This window comes from Microbacterium sp. bgisy189 (assembly GCF_965345345.1).
Classification (GTDB): Bacteria; Actinomycetota; Actinomycetes; order Actinomycetales; family Microbacteriaceae; genus Microbacterium.
This window is the reverse complement of the sequence record NZ_CBDRMZ010000004.1, coordinates 183700-202203: the sequence shown is the minus strand read 5'-3', so window position 1 is coordinate 202203 and position 18504 is coordinate 183700. Positions and strand designations below refer to the sequence as shown.

Sequence of the window (18504 nt, the reverse complement as noted above, 5' to 3'; positions counted from 1 at the left end):
GTCGGCGGCGCGGTCAGCCGACCGGGCGCAGCGCCGACTGGATGACGACGACATCCACCCCGTAGTCGTCGTCGGCCGCGCTCTGCCAGGTGCCGTCATCCCACAGCACCTGCACCCACAGGCGCCCGTCCTGCGGCCACGAGCCGAGCAGTTCCGCACCGAGCAACGCCGGCAGCTCGTCCTGGATGCGCACGAGCTGTTCCTCGTCGGTGTCGCCGGGCACACCACCCGTGGGGTCCTCGGGCATCATCGGGTCGTAGAGGGCGAGCATGATGGGCGGCTGCGTCACCGCGAACGAATCGCCGTCGTATGTGCCCTGCACGGCATACGACCCCCAGCGCACGTCGCCTTCGGACTCGGAGCCGTCGAGACCGTCCCAGGACCAGCCTGTGAGGGGGATGCCGCTGCACTGCGGCGGCCAGGACTCGGCGACCGCTCCGAGGCACAGCTCGACCGTGCCCGCCACGTCCATGACGGTGCCCTGCCCGATGACCTCACCCGTCGGCGGGTCGGGCCACGTGACGCCGAGCGCGGCACCCGTGTCCGGCGCATCGGGGGAGGTCCCCTGGGGCGGGACCTGCGTCGCACATGCGCTCAGCACCAGCACGGGTGCCGCGACGAGGAGGAGGGAACGGAGCTTCATGCCTGTGGAGTGTCGCGATCGGCCGCTCCGTCTCACGGCACTGCGCGGGCTCGCGCGGCGGCACCGCGCCGTGCGGGTGTACGCTGGTCGCATGCGCGTGCGCTCGCTTCTTCTTAGCAGCCGCGGCGAGGCCTCGATCTAGGGCACTCCTCGTCGCGGAGTTCGTCGCGTGCCCGCATCCCGACGACGAAGAGAAGCGACACATCATGGAAAACACCCAGAAGCCCTCGGCGATGCCGATCCACAAGTATCGGCCGTACCACGAGCAGATCCGCGTCGATCTGCCTGATCGCACCTGGCCCGACGCCCGCATCACGACCGCACCGCGCTGGTGCGCCGTCGACCTGCGTGACGGCAACCAGGCGCTCATCGACCCGATGAGTCCCGAGCGCAAGCGCATCATGTTCGAGCTGCTCGTGCAGATGGGCTACAAGGAGATCGAGGTAGGGTTCCCGTCGGCATCGCAGACCGACTTCGACTTCGTGCGTCAGCTCATCGAAGAGGATCTCATTCCCGATGACGTGACCATCCAGGTGCTGACGCAGGCGCGCGAGCACCTGATCGAGCGCACGTACGAGTCGATCGCCGGCGCGAAGCAGGCGATCGTGCACCTGTACAACTCCACCAGCGTGCTGCAGCGCGAGGTCGTCTTCCGCACGGACAAGCAGGGCATCGTCGACATCGCGCTCGAAGGCGCTCGGCTATGCCGGCAGTTCGAGCAGCGCATCCCCGAGACCAAGGTGTTCTACGAATACTCGCCCGAGAGCTACACGGGCACCGAGCTCGAGTTCGCGGTCGACATCTGCAATCAGGTGCTCGAGGTCTTCGAGCCGACGCCCGAGCGCAAGGTCATCATCAACCTGCCCGCGACCGTCGAGATGGCGTCTCCGAACGTCTACGCCGACTCGATCGAGTGGATGAGCCGGCACCTGAACCACCGCGAGAACGTGATCTTGTCGCTGCACCCGCACAATGACCGTGGTACCGCGATCGCGGCCGCAGAGCTCGGCTACATGGCAGGTGCCGACCGCATCGAGGGGTGCCTGTTCGGCAACGGTGAGCGCACCGGCAACGTCGACCTCGTCGCACTGGGAATCAACCTGTTCACGCAGGGCATCGACCCGCAGATCGACTTCAGCGACATCGACAACGTCAAGCGCACCGCGGAGTACTGCAACCAACTGCCGGTTCCCGAGCGCAGCCCGTGGGCGGGCGACCTCGTCTTCACGGCGTTCAGCGGGTCGCACCAGGACGCCATCAAGAAGGGCTTCGAGGCGATGGCCGCCCGAGCCGATGCCGCCGGTGTCACCGTCGACGACATCCACTGGGCCGTCCCCTACCTGCCGGTCGACCCGAAGGACCTCGGCCGCTCGTACGAGGCCGTCATCCGCGTCAATTCGCAATCGGGCAAGGGTGGCGTGGCCTACCTACTCAAGAGCGACCACGCGCTGGATCTGCCCCGCAAGCTGCAGATCGAGTTCTCGGGTGTCGTGCAGGCCAAGACCGATGCCGAAGGCGGTGAGGTCTCGAGCGACCAGATCTGGTCGATCTTCACCGACGAGTACCTGCCCGCCGACGAGGCGGACGCCAAATGGGGCCGGTTCGAACTGCTGTCGACCGCGACCAGCAGCGACATGTCGGGCGATGTCTCCCTCGAGGTCACGTTGCGCGACGGCGGCACGGCGACCCCGGCATCCGGTCGCGGCAACGGCCCGGTGGCGGCGTTCCTCGAAGTGCTGCGCGCACAGGGCTTCGACGTCGCCGTGTACGACTACGTCGAGCACGCGCTGAGCTCGGGTGGCGACGCCCAGGCCGCCGCGTACGTCGAACTGCAGGTCGACGGCGAGCGGCTGTGGGGCGTCGGCATCGACGGCGACATCTCGACCGCAAGCCTGAAAGCGATCGTGTCGGGCGTCAACCGTGCGATCCGCACCCGCGACCGCTCCGGTGCCCTCGCGGGCGTCTGAGTCGTCTCGCTCCGTCTTGTTTCGTCTCGCTCCGCTCGCTCAACGACCGGGTCCAGCATCCCGGTCGTTGAGCGAGGAGGACAGCGACGAGACGAAACGCCGCGTCAGGGCTTGACGATCGGGATCGCCGCGGTCTCGAGCGCGACCTTGCGGCGGTGCAGGGCGCGCTGCTCTGGCAGTGAGATGTCGAAGATGACGGCGAGCAGGCGGATCACGGCGGTGACCGTGACGCCGGCGACCGCCGCCCAGACGAGGTCGGCGCCGAGTGCTTCGGCAGCGACGAGAACGATGCTGCCGCCCGCCGCTGCGACCGCGTAGAGCGAGCCCACGTGCATGATCGCGACGGGCAGGCCCATCATCATGTCGCGGAGCACGCCACCGCCTGCCGCGGCGCACACACCGACGAACACGGCCGGAACGACAGGCAGCCCGACCACGAGCGCCTTCGCAGTGCCGAACGCCCCGAACAGGCCGATGACCACGGCATCCAGTCCGACGATGACGCCGTTGAGCCGGTGGAAGAAGCCGGCAAGCAGCATGCCCACCAATGAAGCCGCCGTCGCGGTGAGCAGATACCAGTTGCTCTGCAACGTCACCGGCGTCGTGTTCAGCAGCAGGTCACGGATGAGGCCGCCGCCCATGCCCATGAGCATGCCGATGATGGCGACGCCGAGCAGGTCGAGGCGCCGTTGGCCGACGAAGCCCGATGCGAACAGGGCACCCTGCACGCCACCGAGTCCGACGGCGAGAAGGTCGGCCCACAGCGGGATCACGAAGAGCGGCTCGTCCACGGCATCCATTCTGCCTCGACGCGCGCAGGACCGGCGGGCAGGTCGACGTCGACCGGGTGCTCCAGTGCGATCCGCACGTTGGTGAACACTTGACGGTCGCCGCGCCTCCAGCCCGCTGTCGGGAGCGCGACCGATAATGGAGGGGTGCCCACCTACCGCGACGAGGTCGTGATCCTGCGCACCCACAAGCTGGGTGAAGCCGATCGCATTCTCACGCTGCTCAGCCGTCGCCACGGCAAGGTGCGCGCCGTCGCGAAGGGTGTGCGACGCACGTCGTCGCGGTTCGGATCCCGCCTCGAGCCCTTCATGGTGGCCGACGTGCAGCTCTCCAAGGGCCGCAGCCTCGATGTCGTCCAGCAGGCCGAATCCCTCGGCTCGTACGGGGCTGACATCGCGGCACACTACGAGCGCTACACCGCTGCGCACGCGATGGTCGAAGCCGCTGACCGGCTCAACGAGGCCGAGGCCACCCCGCAGCAGTATCTGCTGCTCGTCGGGGGCCTGCGTTCCCTCGCCCGCGGCGATCACGACTCGCGCGCGATCCTCGACTCCTATCTGCTCCGAGCGATGGCCCTCTCGGGTTGGGCCCCGGCACTCGACGGCTGCGCCCGGTGCGGCGCGCCCGGTCCGCACACCGGATTCGTCGCGCAACTGGGCGGCAGCATCTGCGACGACTGCGCTCCCGCGGGCTCGGCCCGCATCCGCTCTGAGGCGCTGCAGCAGCTGCGCAGTCTGATGGCCGGCGAATGGGACGTCGTCGATGCCGCGGCGCCCGCGACAAATGCCGCCGCTTCGGGCCTCGTGGCGGCGTACGCCCAATGGCACCTCGAACGCGGCATCCGATCCCTGTCCCACCTGGAGGCCATGCGGTGACCCCCAAGCCCTACACCCACCCCGACGCGGTGCCGTACCGGCCACTGGATTGGACCGGCATCCACCCGCCAGCCTTCCCGAAGGGATCGGTGCCCGGCCACGTCGCGATCGTCATGGACGGCAACGGCCGGTGGGCCAACCGCCGCGGGCTCACCCGGATCGAAGGGCACCGCGCGGGCGAGGAGGTGCTGCTCGACGTCGTCGCGGGAGCCATTCAGGCCGGCGTCAAGCACCTGAGCGTGTACGCGTTCTCGACCGAGAACTGGGCGCGATCGCCCGAAGAGGTGCGGTTTCTCATGGGCTACAACCGCGACGTGCTGCACCGACGTCGCGATCAGCTCAACGAGTGGGGTGTGCGGGTGCGGTGGGCGGGGCGCAAGCCGCGCCTGTGGGGATCGGTGATCAGAGAACTGCAGTACGCCGAGCAGCTCACCGCCGGCAACGATGTGCTGACCCTCACGATGTGCGTCAACTACGGCGGGCGGCACGAGCTCATCGACGCGATGCGCTCGATGGGGGAGCAGATCGCCGCCGGGCGCCTCAAGCCGTCGGCCATCACCGAGAAGCTGCTGCGCAAGCACCTGTACGTGCCCGACATGCCCGACGTCGACCTGTTCCTGCGATCGTCGGGGGAGCAGCGCACCTCGAACTTCTTGCTGTGGGAGTCCGCGTACGCCGAGATGGTGTTCCTCGACACGCTGTGGCCCGACTTCTCACGCACCGAGCTGTGGCGTGCAATCCAGCTCTACCTCGATCGCGATCGCCGCTTCGGCGGCGCCGTCGACGCGCCGACGACGGAATAGATCCGCCCGGGCGAGCGGTTGCATCCGGTGTGACGGATGCCATCAAGATCGACGTGTGGAGTGACATCGCCTGCCCCTGGTGCTACATCGGCAAGCGCAACCTCGAGAACGGACTCGCCGCGGCAGCCGCCGATGACGACGCACCCGTCGTGGAGGTGACGTACCACTCGTTCGAGCTGTCGCCCGACACCCCCGTCGATTTCGACGGCGATGAGGTCGACTTCCTGGCGGGGCACAAGGGGATGCCGCGCGAACAGGTCGGGCAGATGCTCGAGACCGTCACCGGCAAGGCGCGCGAGGCGGGTCTCGAGTACCGCTTCGATCTGCTCAAGCACACCAACACCGTCAAGGCGCACGAGCTCCTCCATTTCGCGAAGGAGCAGGGTCGCCAGCACGAGATGGCCGAACGCCTCATGGCCGCGTATTTCACCGAAGGACGCCACGTCGGCCGCGTCGAAGACCTCGCTGCCCTGGCGGGCGAGGCGGGATTGGATGCCGATGCCGCGCGCACGGCGCTCGACGACGGCCGGTATCTCGACGCCGTGCGCGCCGATCAGGATCAGGCACGCCAATTCGGGATCAACGGCGTGCCGTTCTTCGTCATCGACGGCAAGTACGGCGTCTCGGGTGCGCAGCCGGCCGAAGCGTTCACGCAGATCGCCCGTCAAGTGTGGGCGGAGCACCGCGCCGGCTGAGGGGCCGACCCGGTCAGAACACCTGCCCGAGGAATCCAAGAAGGGCCGCGTCGTACGCGTCCGGATCATACGCCCATGCATCGGCATGCTCGGTCGGGGTCTCAACCAGCGTGACGAGATCGGGATGCCGCGCCGCGAGCTCCCTGCTCTGCGTGATCGGGACCATGTCGTCTGATGTGCCGTGCATGACCAGCGCCGGCATCACGAGCGGGTCCGTCGGCTCCAGGTAATCCACCTGCTGCCAATCCAACCCGGTGCGCCACGACGTGACCTGCTTGCCCAGCCACAGGACCGTCGGCGGAATCCAGACACCGAGCCGATCTGCGCCGGCGTCGACGGCATCCGAGAAGTCGAGGATCGGCGAATCGAGTACGACCGCCGACACCGCCGGGTCCGCGCCGTCACGCAGGGAGCTCATCACCGCCGCTCCGCCGAGCGAGACGCCCATGAGCACGACTCTTGTCGCCCCGTTCGCCACCGCATAGTCGACGGCCGCGGTGACATCCTCACCCTCCGTGGCACCCATCCCGTACCGGCGATCGGGCGCGGATGGTGCGCCGGCATCATTGCGATAGGTGATCGTCATCGACGTGTAACCGGCGTCGTGGATCGTGTCGATCTGCGCCATCCAGTCCTCGGGTGCACCGGCCCGGCCGTGGACGAGCACCACCCAGTCGTCCGGTGCCGCACCGGGAACCACCCACGCCGGTGTCGGGCCCAGCGGCGCGTCGTAGTGCACGGTTTCGAACGGCAGTCCGAGCGCCTGCTCCGGATCGGTCGCCGTCGGCGGCCTGTCGATCACGTCCAGTTCGGCGGCGACTTGATCCGACATGCCCCACGCCGCCGCGACGTGTCCGCCGATCAGGACGACGAGCAGCGTGGCGACGACCCAGATCAGGATCCGTCGGCGACGCGCCTTCCTCGGTGCCATCACTGCACGATGCCGATCAGGCCAGGGCGGCCTCAATCGCCGCGACGACTTCCGGCGCGTCGGGCGTGGTCTTCGGTCGGAACCGGTGCACCTCACCCGACGGCGTGATGAGGAACTTCTCGAAGTTCCACTGGATCGGCCCCTTTGCACCCTCGACGTTCTTCGTCTTCTTCAGCGCCTTGTACAGCGGGGCCGCGTGCGAGCCGTTCACGCGCACCTTGTCCATGATCGGAAAGCTCACACCCCAGGTGACCGAGCAGTACTCGAGGATCTCGTCCATCGAGCCCGGCTCCTGACCCATGAACTGGTTGCAGGGGAAGCCGACGATCGTCAGCCCTTTCTCGCCATAGGTGCGCTGCAGCTGCTCGAGTTGCTCGTACTGGGGGGTCAGGCCGCACTTGCTGGCGACGTTGACGACCAGGATCGCGCCGTCTGCGACGCCCCCGAGGGTCGTCTCGGCACCGTCGGCGGTGCGGAAGGGGATGCTGCGCAGGTCTTCGGTCGATTCGCTCACATCCCCAGGCTATGCCGGTTCCGCCCCGCGCGGTGCGCTTCTGGGAGAATGGTCGGGTGACCACCCCCGCCACCGCTGTGCGCCCGCTGCGCATCGGCCCGCTCACCCTCGACGCGCCCGTCGTGCTCGCCCCGATGGCGGGCATCACGAACACCGCGTTCCGACGGCTGTGCCGCGAATACGGCGCCGGCCTGTACGTGTCCGAAATGATCACGACGCGCGCGCTCGTCGAACGCAACCAGACCACGCTGCGCCTCATCCGCCATCACGAGTCCGAGACACCGCGAAGCATCCAGCTGTACGGCGTCGACCCGGCCACTGTCGAGGCGGCCGTGCGCATCCTCGTCGAAGAGGATCACGCCGACCACATCGATCTGAACTTCGGCTGCCCCGTCCCGAAGGTGACCCGCAAGGGCGGCGGCTCGGCACTGCCGTGGAAGACCGGACTGTTCCGCGACATCGTCACCCGCGCCGCGCGCGCGGCGGAGCACATTCCGCTGACGATCAAGATGCGCAAGGGCATCGATGCCGACCACCTCACCTACCTGGATGCCGGCCGCATCGCCGAGGATGCCGGTGTGGCCGCCGTCGCCCTGCACGCCCGCACGGCAGCAGAGTTCTACTCCGGCTCGGCCGACTGGGACGCGATCGCGAAGCTCAAGGAGGCGGTCACCTCGGTGCCGGTGCTCGGCAACGGCGACATCTGGTCGGCCGACGACGCGGTGCGCATGATGTCCGAGACAGGCTGCGACGGCGTCGTCGTCGGGCGCGGATGCCTCGGTCGTCCGTGGCTGTTCGGCGACCTGGCGCGTGCGCTCGGCGGCGCGGACGCGGCCCCCGGGGAACCCGTCGACGCGGACCTCGCGTTCGTCGCGCGTGCGTTCCGCCGCCACGCAGAGCTGCTCGTCGAATTCTTCGAGAGCGAGGACCGCGGCTGCCGCGACATCCGCAAGCACGTCGCCTGGTACTTCAAGGGGTATCCGGTCGGCGGCGACCTGCGCGCACGACTGGCGACGGTGTCGAGCCTTGCCGAGATCGACGACCTGGTCGGCGAGATGGACCTCACCGCGCCGTACCCGGGCGCCGCCGCCGAGGGCCAGCGCGGCCGGGCCGGCAGCCCGAAGCGCCCCGCCCTGCCCGACGGGTGGCTGGATTCCCGTGACCTCGGCGAAGATGCCACCTGCGCCCTCGCCGATGCCGAACTGGACCACAGTGGCGGTTGAGCTCGCCAGCGGCGTCGGTGTCGCAGCGGGCCGCCCGCACGGATACACCGATCACGACGCCGAGCGATTCCACCCCGAGCGGCACCGTTCCCAGCGCGACAGCTTCGCGCGCGATCGCGCCCGCGTGCTGCACTCGGCGGCGCTGCGCCGCCTCGGCTCGAAGACGCAGGTGCTGAGCCCGGCGAGTCCCGCGGATTTCGCGCGCAACCGGCTCACGCACTCGCTCGAGGTCGCACAGGTCGGCCGCGAGCTCGCGATCGCGCTCGAGCTCGCCCCCGACGTCGTCGACACGGCGTGCCTGAGTCACGACCTGGGGCATCCGCCGTTCGGACACAACGGCGAGCGGGCCCTCAACGAATGGGCCGAAGACATCGGCGGGTTCGAGGGCAATGCGCAGACACTCCGCATCCTCACCCGTCTCGAGGCGAAGGTCATCGACGATGACGGCGCCAGTTTCGGCTTGAACCTCACGCGGGCGAGCCTGGACGCCACCTGCAAGTACCCGTGGACGGTCGACAATCCTGTTCCCGATCCCGGCGGACGGCTCAAGTTCGGCGTGTATCCCGAAGACGAGGCGGTGTTCGCCTGGCTGCGCGCCGACGCGCCGGGACGCGTGCGCTGCATCGAAGCCGAGGTCATGGATCTCTCCGACGACATCGCCTACTCGGTGCACGACGTCGAGGATGCGATGCTCAACGGCTACCTCGACCCACGCCGCCTCGCCGATCCGCGCGAACGCGAAGCACTGCTGACGGCGATCCAGGCGTGGGTCGGGTACGACTACACCCGCGACGAACTCGCCGACGCGTTGTACCGGCTGTCGCAGCTGCCCGAGTGGCTCACGTCCTTCGACGGCACGCGGGCCGCCGTCGCGCGCCTGAAGAACCTCACGAGCGATCTCATCGGCCGGTTCGCGCGCGCCGCGACCGCAGCGACCCGCGAGCACTACGCGAGCCCCGTCCTCACCCGTTACGCCGGGCGAGTCATCGTGCCCCGCGTCATCGAGGTCGAGATGGCCGTGCTGAAGGGCATCATCGGCGCGTTCGTCGTGACGATCGAGGGGCGCAAGGGGCTGTACAAGGAACAGCGGCGCGTGCTCAAGCGGCTCGCGTCGGCCCTGCTGGCCCACCCCGAGCACCTCGATGCGCTGCACGCCGAGGACTTCGCCCTCGCCGAGACCGACGCCGCCCGCAAGCGCGTCATCGTCGACCAGGTCGCGAGCCTCACCGACCGCTTCGCGATCGAATGGCACGGGCGCCTGATCGGCCCCGTCGACCTGCGCGAACTGGGCTTGTGGTCTTCGGATGCCAGGGTGATCACATCCAACGCGTTCGCACTGCCCGAGCCGATCGAGGGGCTGTAATGCCCCGCATCCGGCAGGCCGACGTCGACGAGGTCAAGGCGCGCACGAACATCGCCGACATCATCGGAGAGCGTGTCGCGCTGAAGACGGCGGGCGTCGGATCGATGAAGGGCCTGTGCCCGTTCCACGACGAGCGCAGCCCCAGCTTCAATGTGCGCCCCCAGGTCGGGTACTACCACTGCTTCGGATGCGGCGAGTCCGGCGACGTGTACTCGTTCCTGCGCGCGATGGACCACCTCTCGTTCACCGAGGCGGTGGAGCGGCTGGCCGCGCGCATCGGCTACCAGGTGCACTACGAAGACGGGGGAGCGGCGCCCGAGACGAGCGGCCGCACCCGGCTCTACCAGGCCAACACCGCCGCCGCCGAGTGGTACCGCGGGCAGCTGTCGAGCCCCGAAGCCGATGCCGGTCGTCGCTTTCTCGGGGAGCGCGGGTTCGACGCCGGCGCGGCAGCGCATTTCGGCATCGGCTACGCGCCGAAGGGCTGGAACAACCTGCACCACGCGATGCGTGCACAGGGGTTCACCGACGAAGAACTCACCGCGGCCGGGCTCGTCTCACAGGGTCAGCGCGGTGTGTACGACCGCTTCCGTGGCCGGGTCGTCTGGCCGATCCGCGACATCACGGGGCAGACGATCGGCTTCGGCGCGCGGCGACTGTTCGACGACGACAACGGCCCGAAGTATCTGAACACCCCCGAGACCGCGATCTACAAGAAGGCGACCGTGCTCTACGGCCTCGACCTTGCGAAGAAGGCCATCTCGCGCGACCACCGCGTCGTCGTGGTCGAGGGCTACACCGACGTTATGGCGTGCCACCTCGCCGGCGTGACCACGGCGATCGCGACCTGTGGCACGGCCTTCGGCGCCGACCACATGAAGGCGGTCGGCCGCATCGTGGGGCAGGAGGCGTCCGGCGAGATCATCTTCACCTTCGACCCGGATGCCGCAGGCCAGAAGGCCGCTGTCCGCGCGTTCGCCGAAGCGCGCGGTTCGAACCTGCAGAGCTACGTCGCCGTCGGTCCGGACGGTCTCGACCCCTGCGATCTGCGGCTCGGCAAGGGCGACGGCGCTGTGCGCGCCATGATCGACATGAAGTCGCCGCTGTTCGAGTTCGTCATCGACCAGCGTCTCGCCGGCTTCGATCTCAACTCGGTGGAGGGTCGCTTCTCCGCGCTCACCCACGCCGCGCCGATCGTCGCCGAGATCCGCGACCACGGCATCCGCACCGGCTACGAGCGTGTTCTCGCCCGGCGACTGGGCGAAGACCTGCGCGACGTGCACCGCGCCGTGACCCGCGCCGCTGCCCGCACGAACGACACGAGCGACGGCGCCCACCCGGCACCGGAAGCAGGCGACCAGCAGGGCGAGCCGGCCGTCCGTGTCACCCTCGCCTCGCTCCCGCGCTCGGTCGACGTCGGGCTCGAACGCGATGCGCTGATGGGCATCTTGCAGTACGGGCACGTCGTCGACGCCGTCGAGGTGGATGCCGCACTGTCGCTGACCATGCTCCATCCCGCGCTCGACGCGGTCCGCCAGGCGATCGTCGAGGCGGGCGACCGCTCCCGCGTCGGCTGGACCTCCACGGTGATCGACACGACACGGGAGCCGTACCGCTCCCTTGCCGCAGAACTGCTCACCGGCGCGTTCCCGGCGTTGACCGAAGAGGAGGCTCGCGCTTCGACGAAGTCTCTCGCGCGACGCCTTCGGATGCGCGCCCTGGAGCGTCGCAAGGCAGATCTGATGAGTGCGCAGCGTCGCGCGTCGACGGACTTCGATGAGGTGCGCCGCATCGGCCTCGAGATCCGCGATCTCGACCAGCAGCGGCGCGCGCTGGCCGAGGCGCAGTAGCGTCCGCCCGGTCGACCAGGCAGGATGAACCGCATGCGTGCGCCGATCTCCACTCCCGAGGCGGGGGCCGTCGCGATCCAGTGCGACGACCTGTCCCTCGCGCGGGCGGGAGAGCGCGTGATCGAGGGTGTGAGCATCACCCTGCGATACGGCGACGCGCTGGCGGTCATGGGCGGCACCGGGTCGGGCAAGTCCTCTCTCGCCTCGATCCTCGGCGGCGGCGCCGAGCGTGGGCTCGTCGTGGCCGGTGGTTCGGCACGGGTCGCCGGCATCCCTGTGCACAAGCGCGGACGGTCGCTGCGGGTCCGCGAGTACCTGACCGGCCGGCTCGCGCAGGGTGCTGGGGCGGCGCTGCCTGCCAGGCTGACAGTCGCCGACGTCATCGGCGAGCCGATCACCGCTCGCGACCGCACGGTCAACCGTCGCGCGCTTGCGGTTCGCGTCGCGGGCCTGCTCGACGAGCTCGAGCTGCCGCTCGGCGCGGCCCCGAAATACCCGTACGAGCTGAGCGCGGGCATGCGGCAGCGTGTCGCGCTGGCGCGCGCACTCGTGCTCGACCCGCAGGTGCTCGTCGCCGACGAACCGTTCGCGAACCTCGACCCGGAAGTGCGCGCGACGGTGCGCGGCGCGCTCGCGCGGCGCATGCATGAGCGTCCGATGGCGCTGCTGATGATCACGAGCGACCGCGAAGCGATCGACGAACTCGAGGCCGATGTGCTCGTGCTTCGCAGTGGCCATCCGGTGGCGTTCGGCCACGGTGTCGACGGGCTGCAATGGACGCCCGGGGACGCGCCGCCGGTGGGTACCGAGGTCACGAGCACGCCCTGAGCTTTGCTATGATCGTCTGGTTGCCCTCGCGGGGGTGACTGATCCTCGGTAGCTCAATTGGCAGAGCAATCGGCTGTTAACCGATAGGTTCTTGGTTCGAGTCCAAGCCGGGGAGCGCAACGGCTCCGAGCTCCACCTCGGGGCCGTTCTTCATGTGCCACCACCCTGCCCGTCTTCGACAGCGGGCCAGAGGATGAGCGCCGCGCCGACCAGCAGGAGCAGCACGGTCAACAGGCTGATCGGCGCCGCTTCGGGGAGCGCGACACCCGCCGTGAGCGCGGCGATCGCGGCGATGAGCAGGACAGCCGCGGCCGTCATGGCCGTGGGGATCAGGAACGCGCGACGCACCCGTACGCCGACCCGCGCCCACGGCCTGCCCATCGACAGCACCGTCGCGCACGCGTGCCAGAGCGACAGCAGCACGGCGACGGGCGCGAGCCAGAGCGCCCCCAACCCGGTGACCGCCGCTTCGGCGATGATGACTCCGGCTGCAAGCAGCGGGAGGATCGATCGCGGAAAGCACACGCCGAGGGCGATCGCGAGCCCGGCCGCCACCGACCAGAGCGCATCACCGGTCGCGACGACGAGCCACAGCTGCGCCGCTGCACCGCTGCACGCCATCGCCGCGCGCGCAGCCCAATGGGAGGCCGGACGGCGTCGGGCGGCGTCGACGACATCGACGATCATCTGGGACAGATCGCTCATCGGCCCGCCGTCCGCACGACGGGACGCTGCACGGCGAGCGATGCCGCCAGCGCTGCAACGCCGTCGATCCCACGCCAAGGCGCGACCGGGATGCCGACGTCGCGCAGTTTCGCGACTGCGACGTCGCGCTCCAAACGCCGCAGGACCCAGGCCTCTGCCCGCAGCGAGGACTGCGCGTCACTGCCCAGCAGATTCCGCCACACACCGCCGCGTGCCCGCCACCCGTCCGTGCTGCCCAACGCGGCCGGGAGGGTGTCGACGACGAGGACGGTCGCTCCCCGGCGCGCCACGGTCGCGATCTCGGTGAGGACCCGTTCGTCGAGGAGAGGTGAGCACACGACCGCGAACGTGCCCGGCCGCAGGTGGGCGACACGGTGGAAAGCGCCGTGGACCATGCCGTCGGTGTCGACCGCGGCCAGACGCGCGGTGAGCGCCGCATGCTGGCGCGCGCCGGCGCGAGCGGGGAGCGGCCCCACGAGCGAACCGAGGTCGTGCACCGCGACCCGGTCGCCGAGGCGCAGGTAGTGTTCCGCGAGCGATGCGGCGGCCACCACGGTCGCGTCGAGGCTCGATGCCTCCGTCGTCGGGTCCACGGCATCCTCGAGGGTGTCGAGCATGATGAGCACATCGGTGTCGCGGTCTGCGGTCGTCGTGTTGGTGTGCAGCGCACCGGTGCGTGCCGTGACCCGCCAATTGATCTGGTTGAGTCGGTCGCCGGGCTGGTACTGCCGGATGTCTGCGAGGCTGCTGCCGTCACCGGGTCGCCGCGAGCGGTGCAGGCCGGCGAGTCCGATCGGATGCGGAATATCATCGCCGCGTCCCGGCACCGCCGCCGCGGGCGAGACGTCGACGGTGCCGAGCGGATGCCGATCCCGTGTGCTCCACATGCCCCACGGATCGGTCACCGACACCTCCGCCGCACCGAGGTCGAGGCGTCCCCATCTGCGCGGGCGCACCGCCACGCTGACGGTGTCGGCGTCGCACGCAGCGCCCCAGACCGGCGAATTGTCGACCGCGCCCGACATCGGCAGCGACAGATCCACGACGTGCCCTGTGGCGGTCGCTGTCACGCCCACCGCCTCCCCGGAGCGCACCTGTCGCGTCGAGACCTCGATGTGCGGCGGGCCGCCCGGCCGGGGACGACGCAACAGGCCCATGACGCTCCACACGACGAACGGGGCGGCCAGCACGGCGAGTTCACCGCGTCCGGTGACGACGGCCAGCACCGTGGTGCCTGCAGCCAACAGCACAGCGCGCACGAGCGAGGTCGTCGGGAAGAAGGTCATGTGTGGGGGAGGTATTCGGCGGGCACGGGCACCCGCGCGACCGCGCCGCGGACGACCTGCTCGCCCGTCACACCGCTGAGCCACAGTTCGGGGCGGATGGTCACACGATGCGCCAGTGCAGGCTCAGCGAGCGCCTTGATGTCTTCCGGGGTCACAAAGGCGCGGCCGTCGATGAGCGCGCGGGCGCGCGCGCAGGTCAGCGGGGCGAGGCTGCCGCGGGGAGACGCGCCCACGAGCGTCGCCGACTCTTCCCGGGTCGCCGCGGTGACGGCGACCGCGTAGCGGCCGACGGCGGGGTGGACGAAGACGTCCTCAGCGGCCTGCTGCACGGCCATCAGACTTTCGGTGTCGAGCACCTGGGCGACCGCGATCTCGTCGGTGCGCCGCGCGATGCGGCGTTCGAGGATCTGCCATTCTTCCGCCTCGGTGGGGTACCCGAATCGCAGGCGCAGCAAGAACCGATCGAGCTGCGCTTCAGGCAGGGGATAGGTCCCCTCCGTCTCGATCGGGTTCGCGGTCGCCATCACATGGAACGGTCGGGGCAACCGGTGCGTATGCCCCTCGACGGTCACCTGACGCTCCTGCATGGCCTCCAGCAGTGCCGCCTGCGTCTTCGGTGGCGTGCGGTTGATCTCGTCGGCCAGCAGGAACCCCGCGAACAGCGGACCGGGGCGGAACACGAACTCCGATCGGGTCTGGTCGAACACGTAGCTGCCGGTGAGATCAGCAGGCAGCTGATCTGGCGTGAACTGCGCGCGACGGAACGGCAGGCCGAGGGCCTGCGCGAAACTGCGCGCGGCGAGGGTCTTACCCAGTCCGGGAAAGTCCTCCAAGAGCACGTGGCCGCCGGCGACCACGGCGGTCAGCACGAGCGAGAGGGCGTCGCGTTTGCCCACGACTGCCCGCTCGACCTCGTCGAGCACCTGCCGGCATCGTGCCCCGGCTTCGGTCACCGATTCCGCTGCGTTCATTCCTGTCACAGGCTGCTCAGCTCCTTGAGGATCATCCGCAGATGCCTGCGGTCGACGGTGCGCGGCGCTGCACGCAGATAGCGCTCGAGGTTCGGCGGATAGGTTCCCGCACCGGCTCGCTGCCGGGCGAGCTCGCCGATGGTGGCGTGGAGGGCGCCGGTCGTCGTGCCGACCCCGGGCTGCGCGCCGCGCACCTGCGCTTCGAGCACGCGGGTACGCCGGTCGGCGAGCCCCACCACGCCCGCTCGGTGCGCAACCGGTTCGTCGAGGGGACCGTCGTCGGCACGGATGCCGGATCGCCGAATCACCCACCACGCCAACCCCGTGCACACGCCGCCACCGATCCACAGCGCGGGCGGGACCCCCACGCCGAGCTGCCCGAGCAACAGCGACACCAGAGCGCCGATCGCACCCCCAACCGCGCACGCGATCAGCGGCATCCGTATCACCCTCACCTTCACGCGGAACCTGCCCGGGTCGCGCTGATGGCGGTCGCAATGCGCGTGACGCACTCGCGCGCGTCGTCGACGGCGCGCGCGTCGAGCCGCTCCGACGAGAAGAGTGCCCGACCGTAGAGTCGCGCGAGTTGCTCCGCGGGCGCGCGCGGCACGTCCATGGCGGCGAGGATGCCGATGACGTACTCCGAAGCGGTCTCGCTCTCGGATCGCGGCACGCCCGCCGAGGCGCCGAGCGCCTCGAGCGACTCCCAGCATCGGATGACGGCGATGTTCGGGTCATCGTCGGTCATGATCCGTTCCTGCGCGTGCCGCAGCACGTCCTGCACCTGGCCGACGTCGACCGTCGACTGCACGATCACGCCATCGATCGGCTCAGGGGCCTGCCTGGAGGCGAGAATTCGCGCCGCTCGTGCGATCGCGAGCACGACCGCGATGCACATCAGCACCACGAGGATCAGCCCGACGACGCCCAGCGTTCCGTCGCCGACGCCGCCGTCGGATGCGGCCGGCAGGTCGATCGGGTCGGATGGTGGGGTCTGCACATCGGGTGCGTCGGTGGCACGCGGTTGCTCGGCCGGTGTCGGATTCGGCATCGAGGTGATCCACACCGGCGCCGCCAGGGCGCTCACGGCGACGACGCCCGCACACACTGCACAGCCGACCAGCGCGGCGATCGCGGAGGTGCGAGTGCGGGTCGACATCGCAGTCAGGCTTCGAAAGCGTCGACGCCCGGCATCCAACTCGAACCGGGGCGACCCCACCCGCGCTTGCGTGCGATCTTCTGCACGGTCTTCCAGTCGCCGTCGTCGAGCCGATCGATGTACAGGATGCCGTCGAGGTGGTCGAACTCGTGCTGCATGATGCGCGCGCGCCACCCGGTCACCTGGATCTCGACGGGTTCGCCGTCGAGGTCGGTGCCCGTGACGAGCACCTCGTCGGACCGTCGCAGCCCGAACCGCTCGCCAGGGAACGACAGGCAGCCCTCGGACTCCTCGTCGGGGTCCGGGGCGCCGGGCTCGAGCGGTCGCATCCAGAGCTTCGGATTGATGATGACGCCGCGCCACGGCGCACCTTCATCGTCCTCGTAGTTGTACGTGTAGATCCGCAGGCCCACGCCCACTTGGGGGGCGGCCAGACCGACGCCGGGCGCGGCATCCATCGTCTCGAACATGTCGGAGACGAGCGTACGGATGTCGTCCGTGATGTCTTCGACCTCGGCGGCGACGGAATGGAGGACGGGATCGCCCATGATGCGGATCGGGAGAACTGCCACGTCCTGAGCCTAATCCAGGCGGGTGTGCCGTTAGGGTCGAGGAGTGGAATGGGCGCGCGGGGTCGAGCACGTGATCGACGACCTGGATCAGCTCACCGATGAGCTGGTCGGCGTCTTCGCCGACCCCGGCATCCTCATCGGCATTCCGCTGGCGCTGCTCGGCGCGGTCTTCATGTCGTTCGGCGCGCAGTACCAGCACCGCGGCGTGCAGAAAGTGGAAGCCGAATCCCGCGCTTCGGGGGGCGCAGGCCTGTCCGGCGGTCAACTCGTCCGACTCATCCGACGCCCCTCGTGGGTCGCGGGGACGGCGATGCTGGGGCTTGCGATCGTCTGCCAGTTGTCTGCGCTGTCGTTCGCGCCGCTGATCCTCGTGCAACCGCTGGGCGCCATCTCGCTCGTCATCACGACGCTCCTCAACGCACGGATCACCGGCCACCGTCCGACGCGCAGATCGATCACCGCCATCGGGCTGTGCGTGGGCGGGATCCTCGTGTTCGTCACGGTCGCGGCACTGTACGCCACGGAGCGCCCGGTCTCGGACGCGCAGTTGATCACCGTGCTCGTCATCCTCGCCGCCGTCATGGTCGTGCTGACCGGCCTGTGGATCTGGCTGCGCCACCGCATGAAGGCGCTCTTCTACATCGTCGCTGCGGGCATCGTCTACGGCTTCGTCGCCACCCTCGCGAAGATCGTCATCAGCCGTGTGCAGTCCGGGGACTTCGAATGGCTCACGCTGCTGTGTCTGCTCGCGCTGCTGACCGGCACCGGTATCGGCGCGTACTTCGTGCAGAACGCGTACGCCTCCGGCCCCCCCGACCTCGTCATCGCCGGCCTCACGGTCATCGATCCCATCGTGGCGATCGTCATCGGCCTCGCCGTGCTCGGCGAGGCGCGGTATGCGCCGTTCGGCGCATACATCGGCTTCATGATCGCCGGTGCCATCGCCACCTTCGGCGTGTATCAACTCGCCCGCCATCATCCGCAGATCGTCAGCGACAGTCAGGATCTGCCGATCGTGCGGGGGAGCGGCACCCCCGCCGATGCAACCGATGCGCCGGTGGACGAGTCATCGCCGAAGACCGGAGCGATCCGCATCACCGAAGCTGTGTCGAAAGTGTGGCCGAACCCGCCCGTCGACGACGACCACGAGATCGGCCCGCATCTCGGACCGCGGCGCTCCAAACGGTAGGCTCGATGCCGCAGGGGGCGGTGGCCAAGCTGGTCAAGGCAGCGGGCTCATAACCCGACGATCGTGGGTTCAAGTCCCACCCGCCCTACAACATGTCCGACAGGCGCGACGCGCCGAATGACAGGCTTGTGATTCGCCCGG

At 69.3% G+C, this 18504-nt stretch carries 19 protein-coding genes and 2 tRNA genes; 11 read left to right on the top strand and 10 right to left on the bottom strand.

The annotated features are described in order from the left end of the window. Window positions 1-13: 13 nt before the first annotated feature. Window positions 14-643, bottom strand: coding sequence for a hypothetical protein (locus tag ACSF8R_RS07985; protein ID WP_434811330.1), 630 nt, complete (start codon window positions 641-643; stop codon window positions 14-16). Between the two features lie 206 nt (window positions 644-849). On the opposite strand from ACSF8R_RS07985, the gene leuA reads away from it, so the two are divergent. Continuing rightward, on the top strand, window positions 850-2610 hold the full coding sequence (gene leuA / locus ACSF8R_RS07980) for a 2-isopropylmalate synthase (protein WP_434811329.1): 1761 nt from the start codon (window positions 850-852) through the stop codon (window positions 2608-2610). A 104-nt stretch (window positions 2611-2714) separates the two neighbouring features. On the opposite strand, the gene ACSF8R_RS07975 is transcribed toward leuA, so the two are convergent. After that, on the bottom strand, window positions 2715-3401 hold the full coding sequence (locus tag ACSF8R_RS07975) for a trimeric intracellular cation channel family protein (protein WP_434811328.1): 687 nt from the start codon (window positions 3399-3401) through the stop codon (window positions 2715-2717). A 144-nt stretch (window positions 3402-3545) separates the two neighbouring features. On the opposite strand from ACSF8R_RS07975, the gene recO reads away from it, so the two are divergent. Genes recO through ACSF8R_RS07960 form a run of 3 tightly spaced genes read left to right on the top strand, consistent with a single transcriptional unit; the run spans window position 3546 to window position 5772 of the window. After that, window positions 3546-4274 carry a DNA repair protein RecO gene (gene recO / locus ACSF8R_RS07970; RefSeq protein ID WP_434811327.1) on the top strand — a complete coding sequence of 243 codons (729 nt, stop codon included), beginning with the start codon at window positions 3546-3548 and terminating at the stop codon, window positions 4272-4274. Continuing rightward, a complete protein-coding gene (locus tag ACSF8R_RS07965; RefSeq protein ID WP_434811326.1) occupies window positions 4271-5077 on the top strand; it encodes an isoprenyl transferase in 807 nt (268 codons plus the stop codon). Before recO ends, ACSF8R_RS07965 begins: the two co-directional genes overlap by 4 nt. 29 nt (window positions 5078-5106) lie before the next feature. Further along, the gene (locus tag ACSF8R_RS07960) at window positions 5107-5772 is read left to right on the top strand and encodes a DsbA family oxidoreductase (protein WP_434811325.1); all 666 of its coding nucleotides are present in this window, start codon (window positions 5107-5109) and stop codon (window positions 5770-5772) included. Window positions 5773-5785: 13 nt separating this feature from the next. On the opposite strand, the gene ACSF8R_RS07955 is transcribed toward ACSF8R_RS07960, so the two are convergent. Next, on the bottom strand, window positions 5786-6703 hold the full coding sequence (locus ACSF8R_RS07955) for an alpha/beta hydrolase (RefSeq protein WP_434811324.1): 918 nt from the start codon (window positions 6701-6703) through the stop codon (window positions 5786-5788). A gap of 16 nt (window positions 6704-6719) precedes the next feature. Next, complete coding sequence (locus tag ACSF8R_RS07950; RefSeq protein WP_434811323.1) at window positions 6720-7217, bottom strand: glutathione peroxidase; 498 nt, start codon at window positions 7215-7217, stop codon at window positions 6720-6722. A gap of 11 nt (window positions 7218-7228) precedes the next feature. Here ACSF8R_RS07950 and dusB point away from each other — a divergent pair, with 11 nt between their 5' ends. The 5 genes from dusB (at window position 7229) to ACSF8R_RS07925 (ending at window position 12596) form a co-directional block, all read left to right on the top strand. Further along, window positions 7229-8440: a tRNA dihydrouridine synthase DusB gene (gene dusB, locus ACSF8R_RS07945; protein ID WP_434811322.1), complete on the top strand. Its 1212-nt coding sequence runs from the start codon at window positions 7229-7231 to the stop codon at window positions 8438-8440. After that, entirely contained in the window at window positions 8412-9803 is a 1392-nt protein-coding gene (locus ACSF8R_RS07940; protein ID WP_434811321.1) for a deoxyguanosinetriphosphate triphosphohydrolase, read from the top strand. The genes dusB and ACSF8R_RS07940 overlap by 29 nt, the downstream gene beginning before the upstream one ends. Next, window positions 9803-11653, top strand: a complete 1851-nt coding sequence (dnaG, locus tag ACSF8R_RS07935; protein ID WP_434811320.1) for a DNA primase — start codon at window positions 9803-9805, stop codon at window positions 11651-11653. The genes ACSF8R_RS07940 and dnaG overlap by 1 nt, the downstream gene beginning before the upstream one ends. A gap of 33 nt (window positions 11654-11686) precedes the next feature. Then, window positions 11687-12481 (top strand): ATP-binding cassette domain-containing protein, encoded by a 795-nt coding sequence (locus ACSF8R_RS07930; protein WP_434811319.1) that lies wholly within the window; start codon window positions 11687-11689, stop codon window positions 12479-12481. A 42-nt stretch (window positions 12482-12523) separates the two neighbouring features. After that, window positions 12524-12596 (top strand) — tRNA-Asn (locus ACSF8R_RS07925). Window positions 12597-12631: 35 nt separating this feature from the next. Here ACSF8R_RS07925 and ACSF8R_RS07920 read toward each other — a convergent pair. From ACSF8R_RS07920 to def, 6 genes are read right to left on the bottom strand one after another with little or no spacing between them, the layout of a single operon-like run. Next, entirely contained in the window at window positions 12632-13186 is a 555-nt protein-coding gene (locus tag ACSF8R_RS07920; RefSeq protein WP_434811318.1) for a hypothetical protein, read from the bottom strand. Next, entirely contained in the window at window positions 13183-14472 is a 1290-nt protein-coding gene (locus ACSF8R_RS07915; RefSeq protein WP_434811317.1) for a DUF58 domain-containing protein, read from the bottom strand. The genes ACSF8R_RS07920 and ACSF8R_RS07915 overlap by 4 nt, the downstream gene beginning before the upstream one ends. Then, window positions 14469-15443 carry an AAA family ATPase gene (locus tag ACSF8R_RS07910; RefSeq protein WP_434811316.1) on the bottom strand — a complete coding sequence of 325 codons (975 nt, stop codon included), beginning with the start codon at window positions 15441-15443 and terminating at the stop codon, window positions 14469-14471. The genes ACSF8R_RS07915 and ACSF8R_RS07910 overlap by 4 nt, the downstream gene beginning before the upstream one ends. Window positions 15444-15448: 5 nt before the next feature. Beyond that, the gene (locus tag ACSF8R_RS07905; RefSeq protein WP_434811315.1) at window positions 15449-15883 is read right to left on the bottom strand and encodes a hypothetical protein; all 435 of its coding nucleotides are present in this window, start codon (window positions 15881-15883) and stop codon (window positions 15449-15451) included. 17 nt (window positions 15884-15900) lie between these two features. Further along, window positions 15901-16602, bottom strand: a complete 702-nt coding sequence (locus ACSF8R_RS07900) for a DUF4129 domain-containing protein (protein WP_434811314.1) — start codon at window positions 16600-16602, stop codon at window positions 15901-15903. Between the two features lie 5 nt (window positions 16603-16607). Next, window positions 16608-17174 (bottom strand): peptide deformylase, encoded by a 567-nt coding sequence (gene def / locus ACSF8R_RS07895; RefSeq protein ID WP_434811313.1) that lies wholly within the window; start codon window positions 17172-17174, stop codon window positions 16608-16610. A 43-nt stretch (window positions 17175-17217) separates the two neighbouring features. On the opposite strand from def, the gene ACSF8R_RS07890 reads away from it, so the two are divergent. Together ACSF8R_RS07890 and ACSF8R_RS07885 are read left to right on the top strand one after the other, a co-directional pair. Further along, window positions 17218-18363: a DMT family transporter gene (locus ACSF8R_RS07890; protein ID WP_434811312.1), complete on the top strand. Its 1146-nt coding sequence runs from the start codon at window positions 17218-17220 to the stop codon at window positions 18361-18363. 14 nt (window positions 18364-18377) lie between these two features. Beyond that, window positions 18378-18451, top strand: a tRNA-Ile gene (locus ACSF8R_RS07885). Window positions 18452-18504: the final 53 nt, after the last annotated feature.

Coding starts and splice junctions, on each gene's coding strand:
- ACSF8R_RS07930 (WP_434811319.1), top strand. CDS start 11,687: ATGCGTGCGCCGATCTCCACTCCCGAGGCGGGGGCCGTCGCGATCCAG.
- leuA (WP_434811329.1), top strand. CDS start 850: ATGGAAAACACCCAGAAGCCCTCGGCGATGCCGATCCACAAGTATCGG.
- dnaG (WP_434811320.1), top strand. CDS start 9,803: ATGCCCCGCATCCGGCAGGCCGACGTCGACGAGGTCAAGGCGCGCACG.
- ACSF8R_RS07915 (WP_434811317.1), bottom strand. CDS start 14,472: ATGACCTTCTTCCCGACGACCTCGCTCGTGCGCGCTGTGCTGTTGGCT.
- ACSF8R_RS07920 (WP_434811318.1), bottom strand. CDS start 13,186: ATGAGCGATCTGTCCCAGATGATCGTCGATGTCGTCGACGCCGCCCGA.
- ACSF8R_RS07940 (WP_434811321.1), top strand. CDS start 8,412: ATGCCGAACTGGACCACAGTGGCGGTTGAGCTCGCCAGCGGCGTCGGT.
- ACSF8R_RS07955 (WP_434811324.1), bottom strand. CDS start 6,703: ATGGCACCGAGGAAGGCGCGTCGCCGACGGATCCTGATCTGGGTCGTC.
- ACSF8R_RS07985 (WP_434811330.1), bottom strand. CDS start 643: ATGAAGCTCCGTTCCCTCCTCCTCGTCGCGGCACCCGTGCTGGTGCTG.
- dusB (WP_434811322.1), top strand. CDS start 7,229: ATGCCGGTTCCGCCCCGCGCGGTGCGCTTCTGGGAGAATGGTCGGGTG.
- ACSF8R_RS07900 (WP_434811314.1), bottom strand. CDS start 16,602: ATGTCGACCCGCACTCGCACCTCCGCGATCGCCGCGCTGGTCGGCTGT.
- ACSF8R_RS07910 (WP_434811316.1), bottom strand. CDS start 15,443: ATGAACGCAGCGGAATCGGTGACCGAAGCCGGGGCACGATGCCGGCAG.
- ACSF8R_RS07905 (WP_434811315.1), bottom strand. CDS start 15,883: ATGCCGCTGATCGCGTGCGCGGTTGGGGGTGCGATCGGCGCTCTGGTG.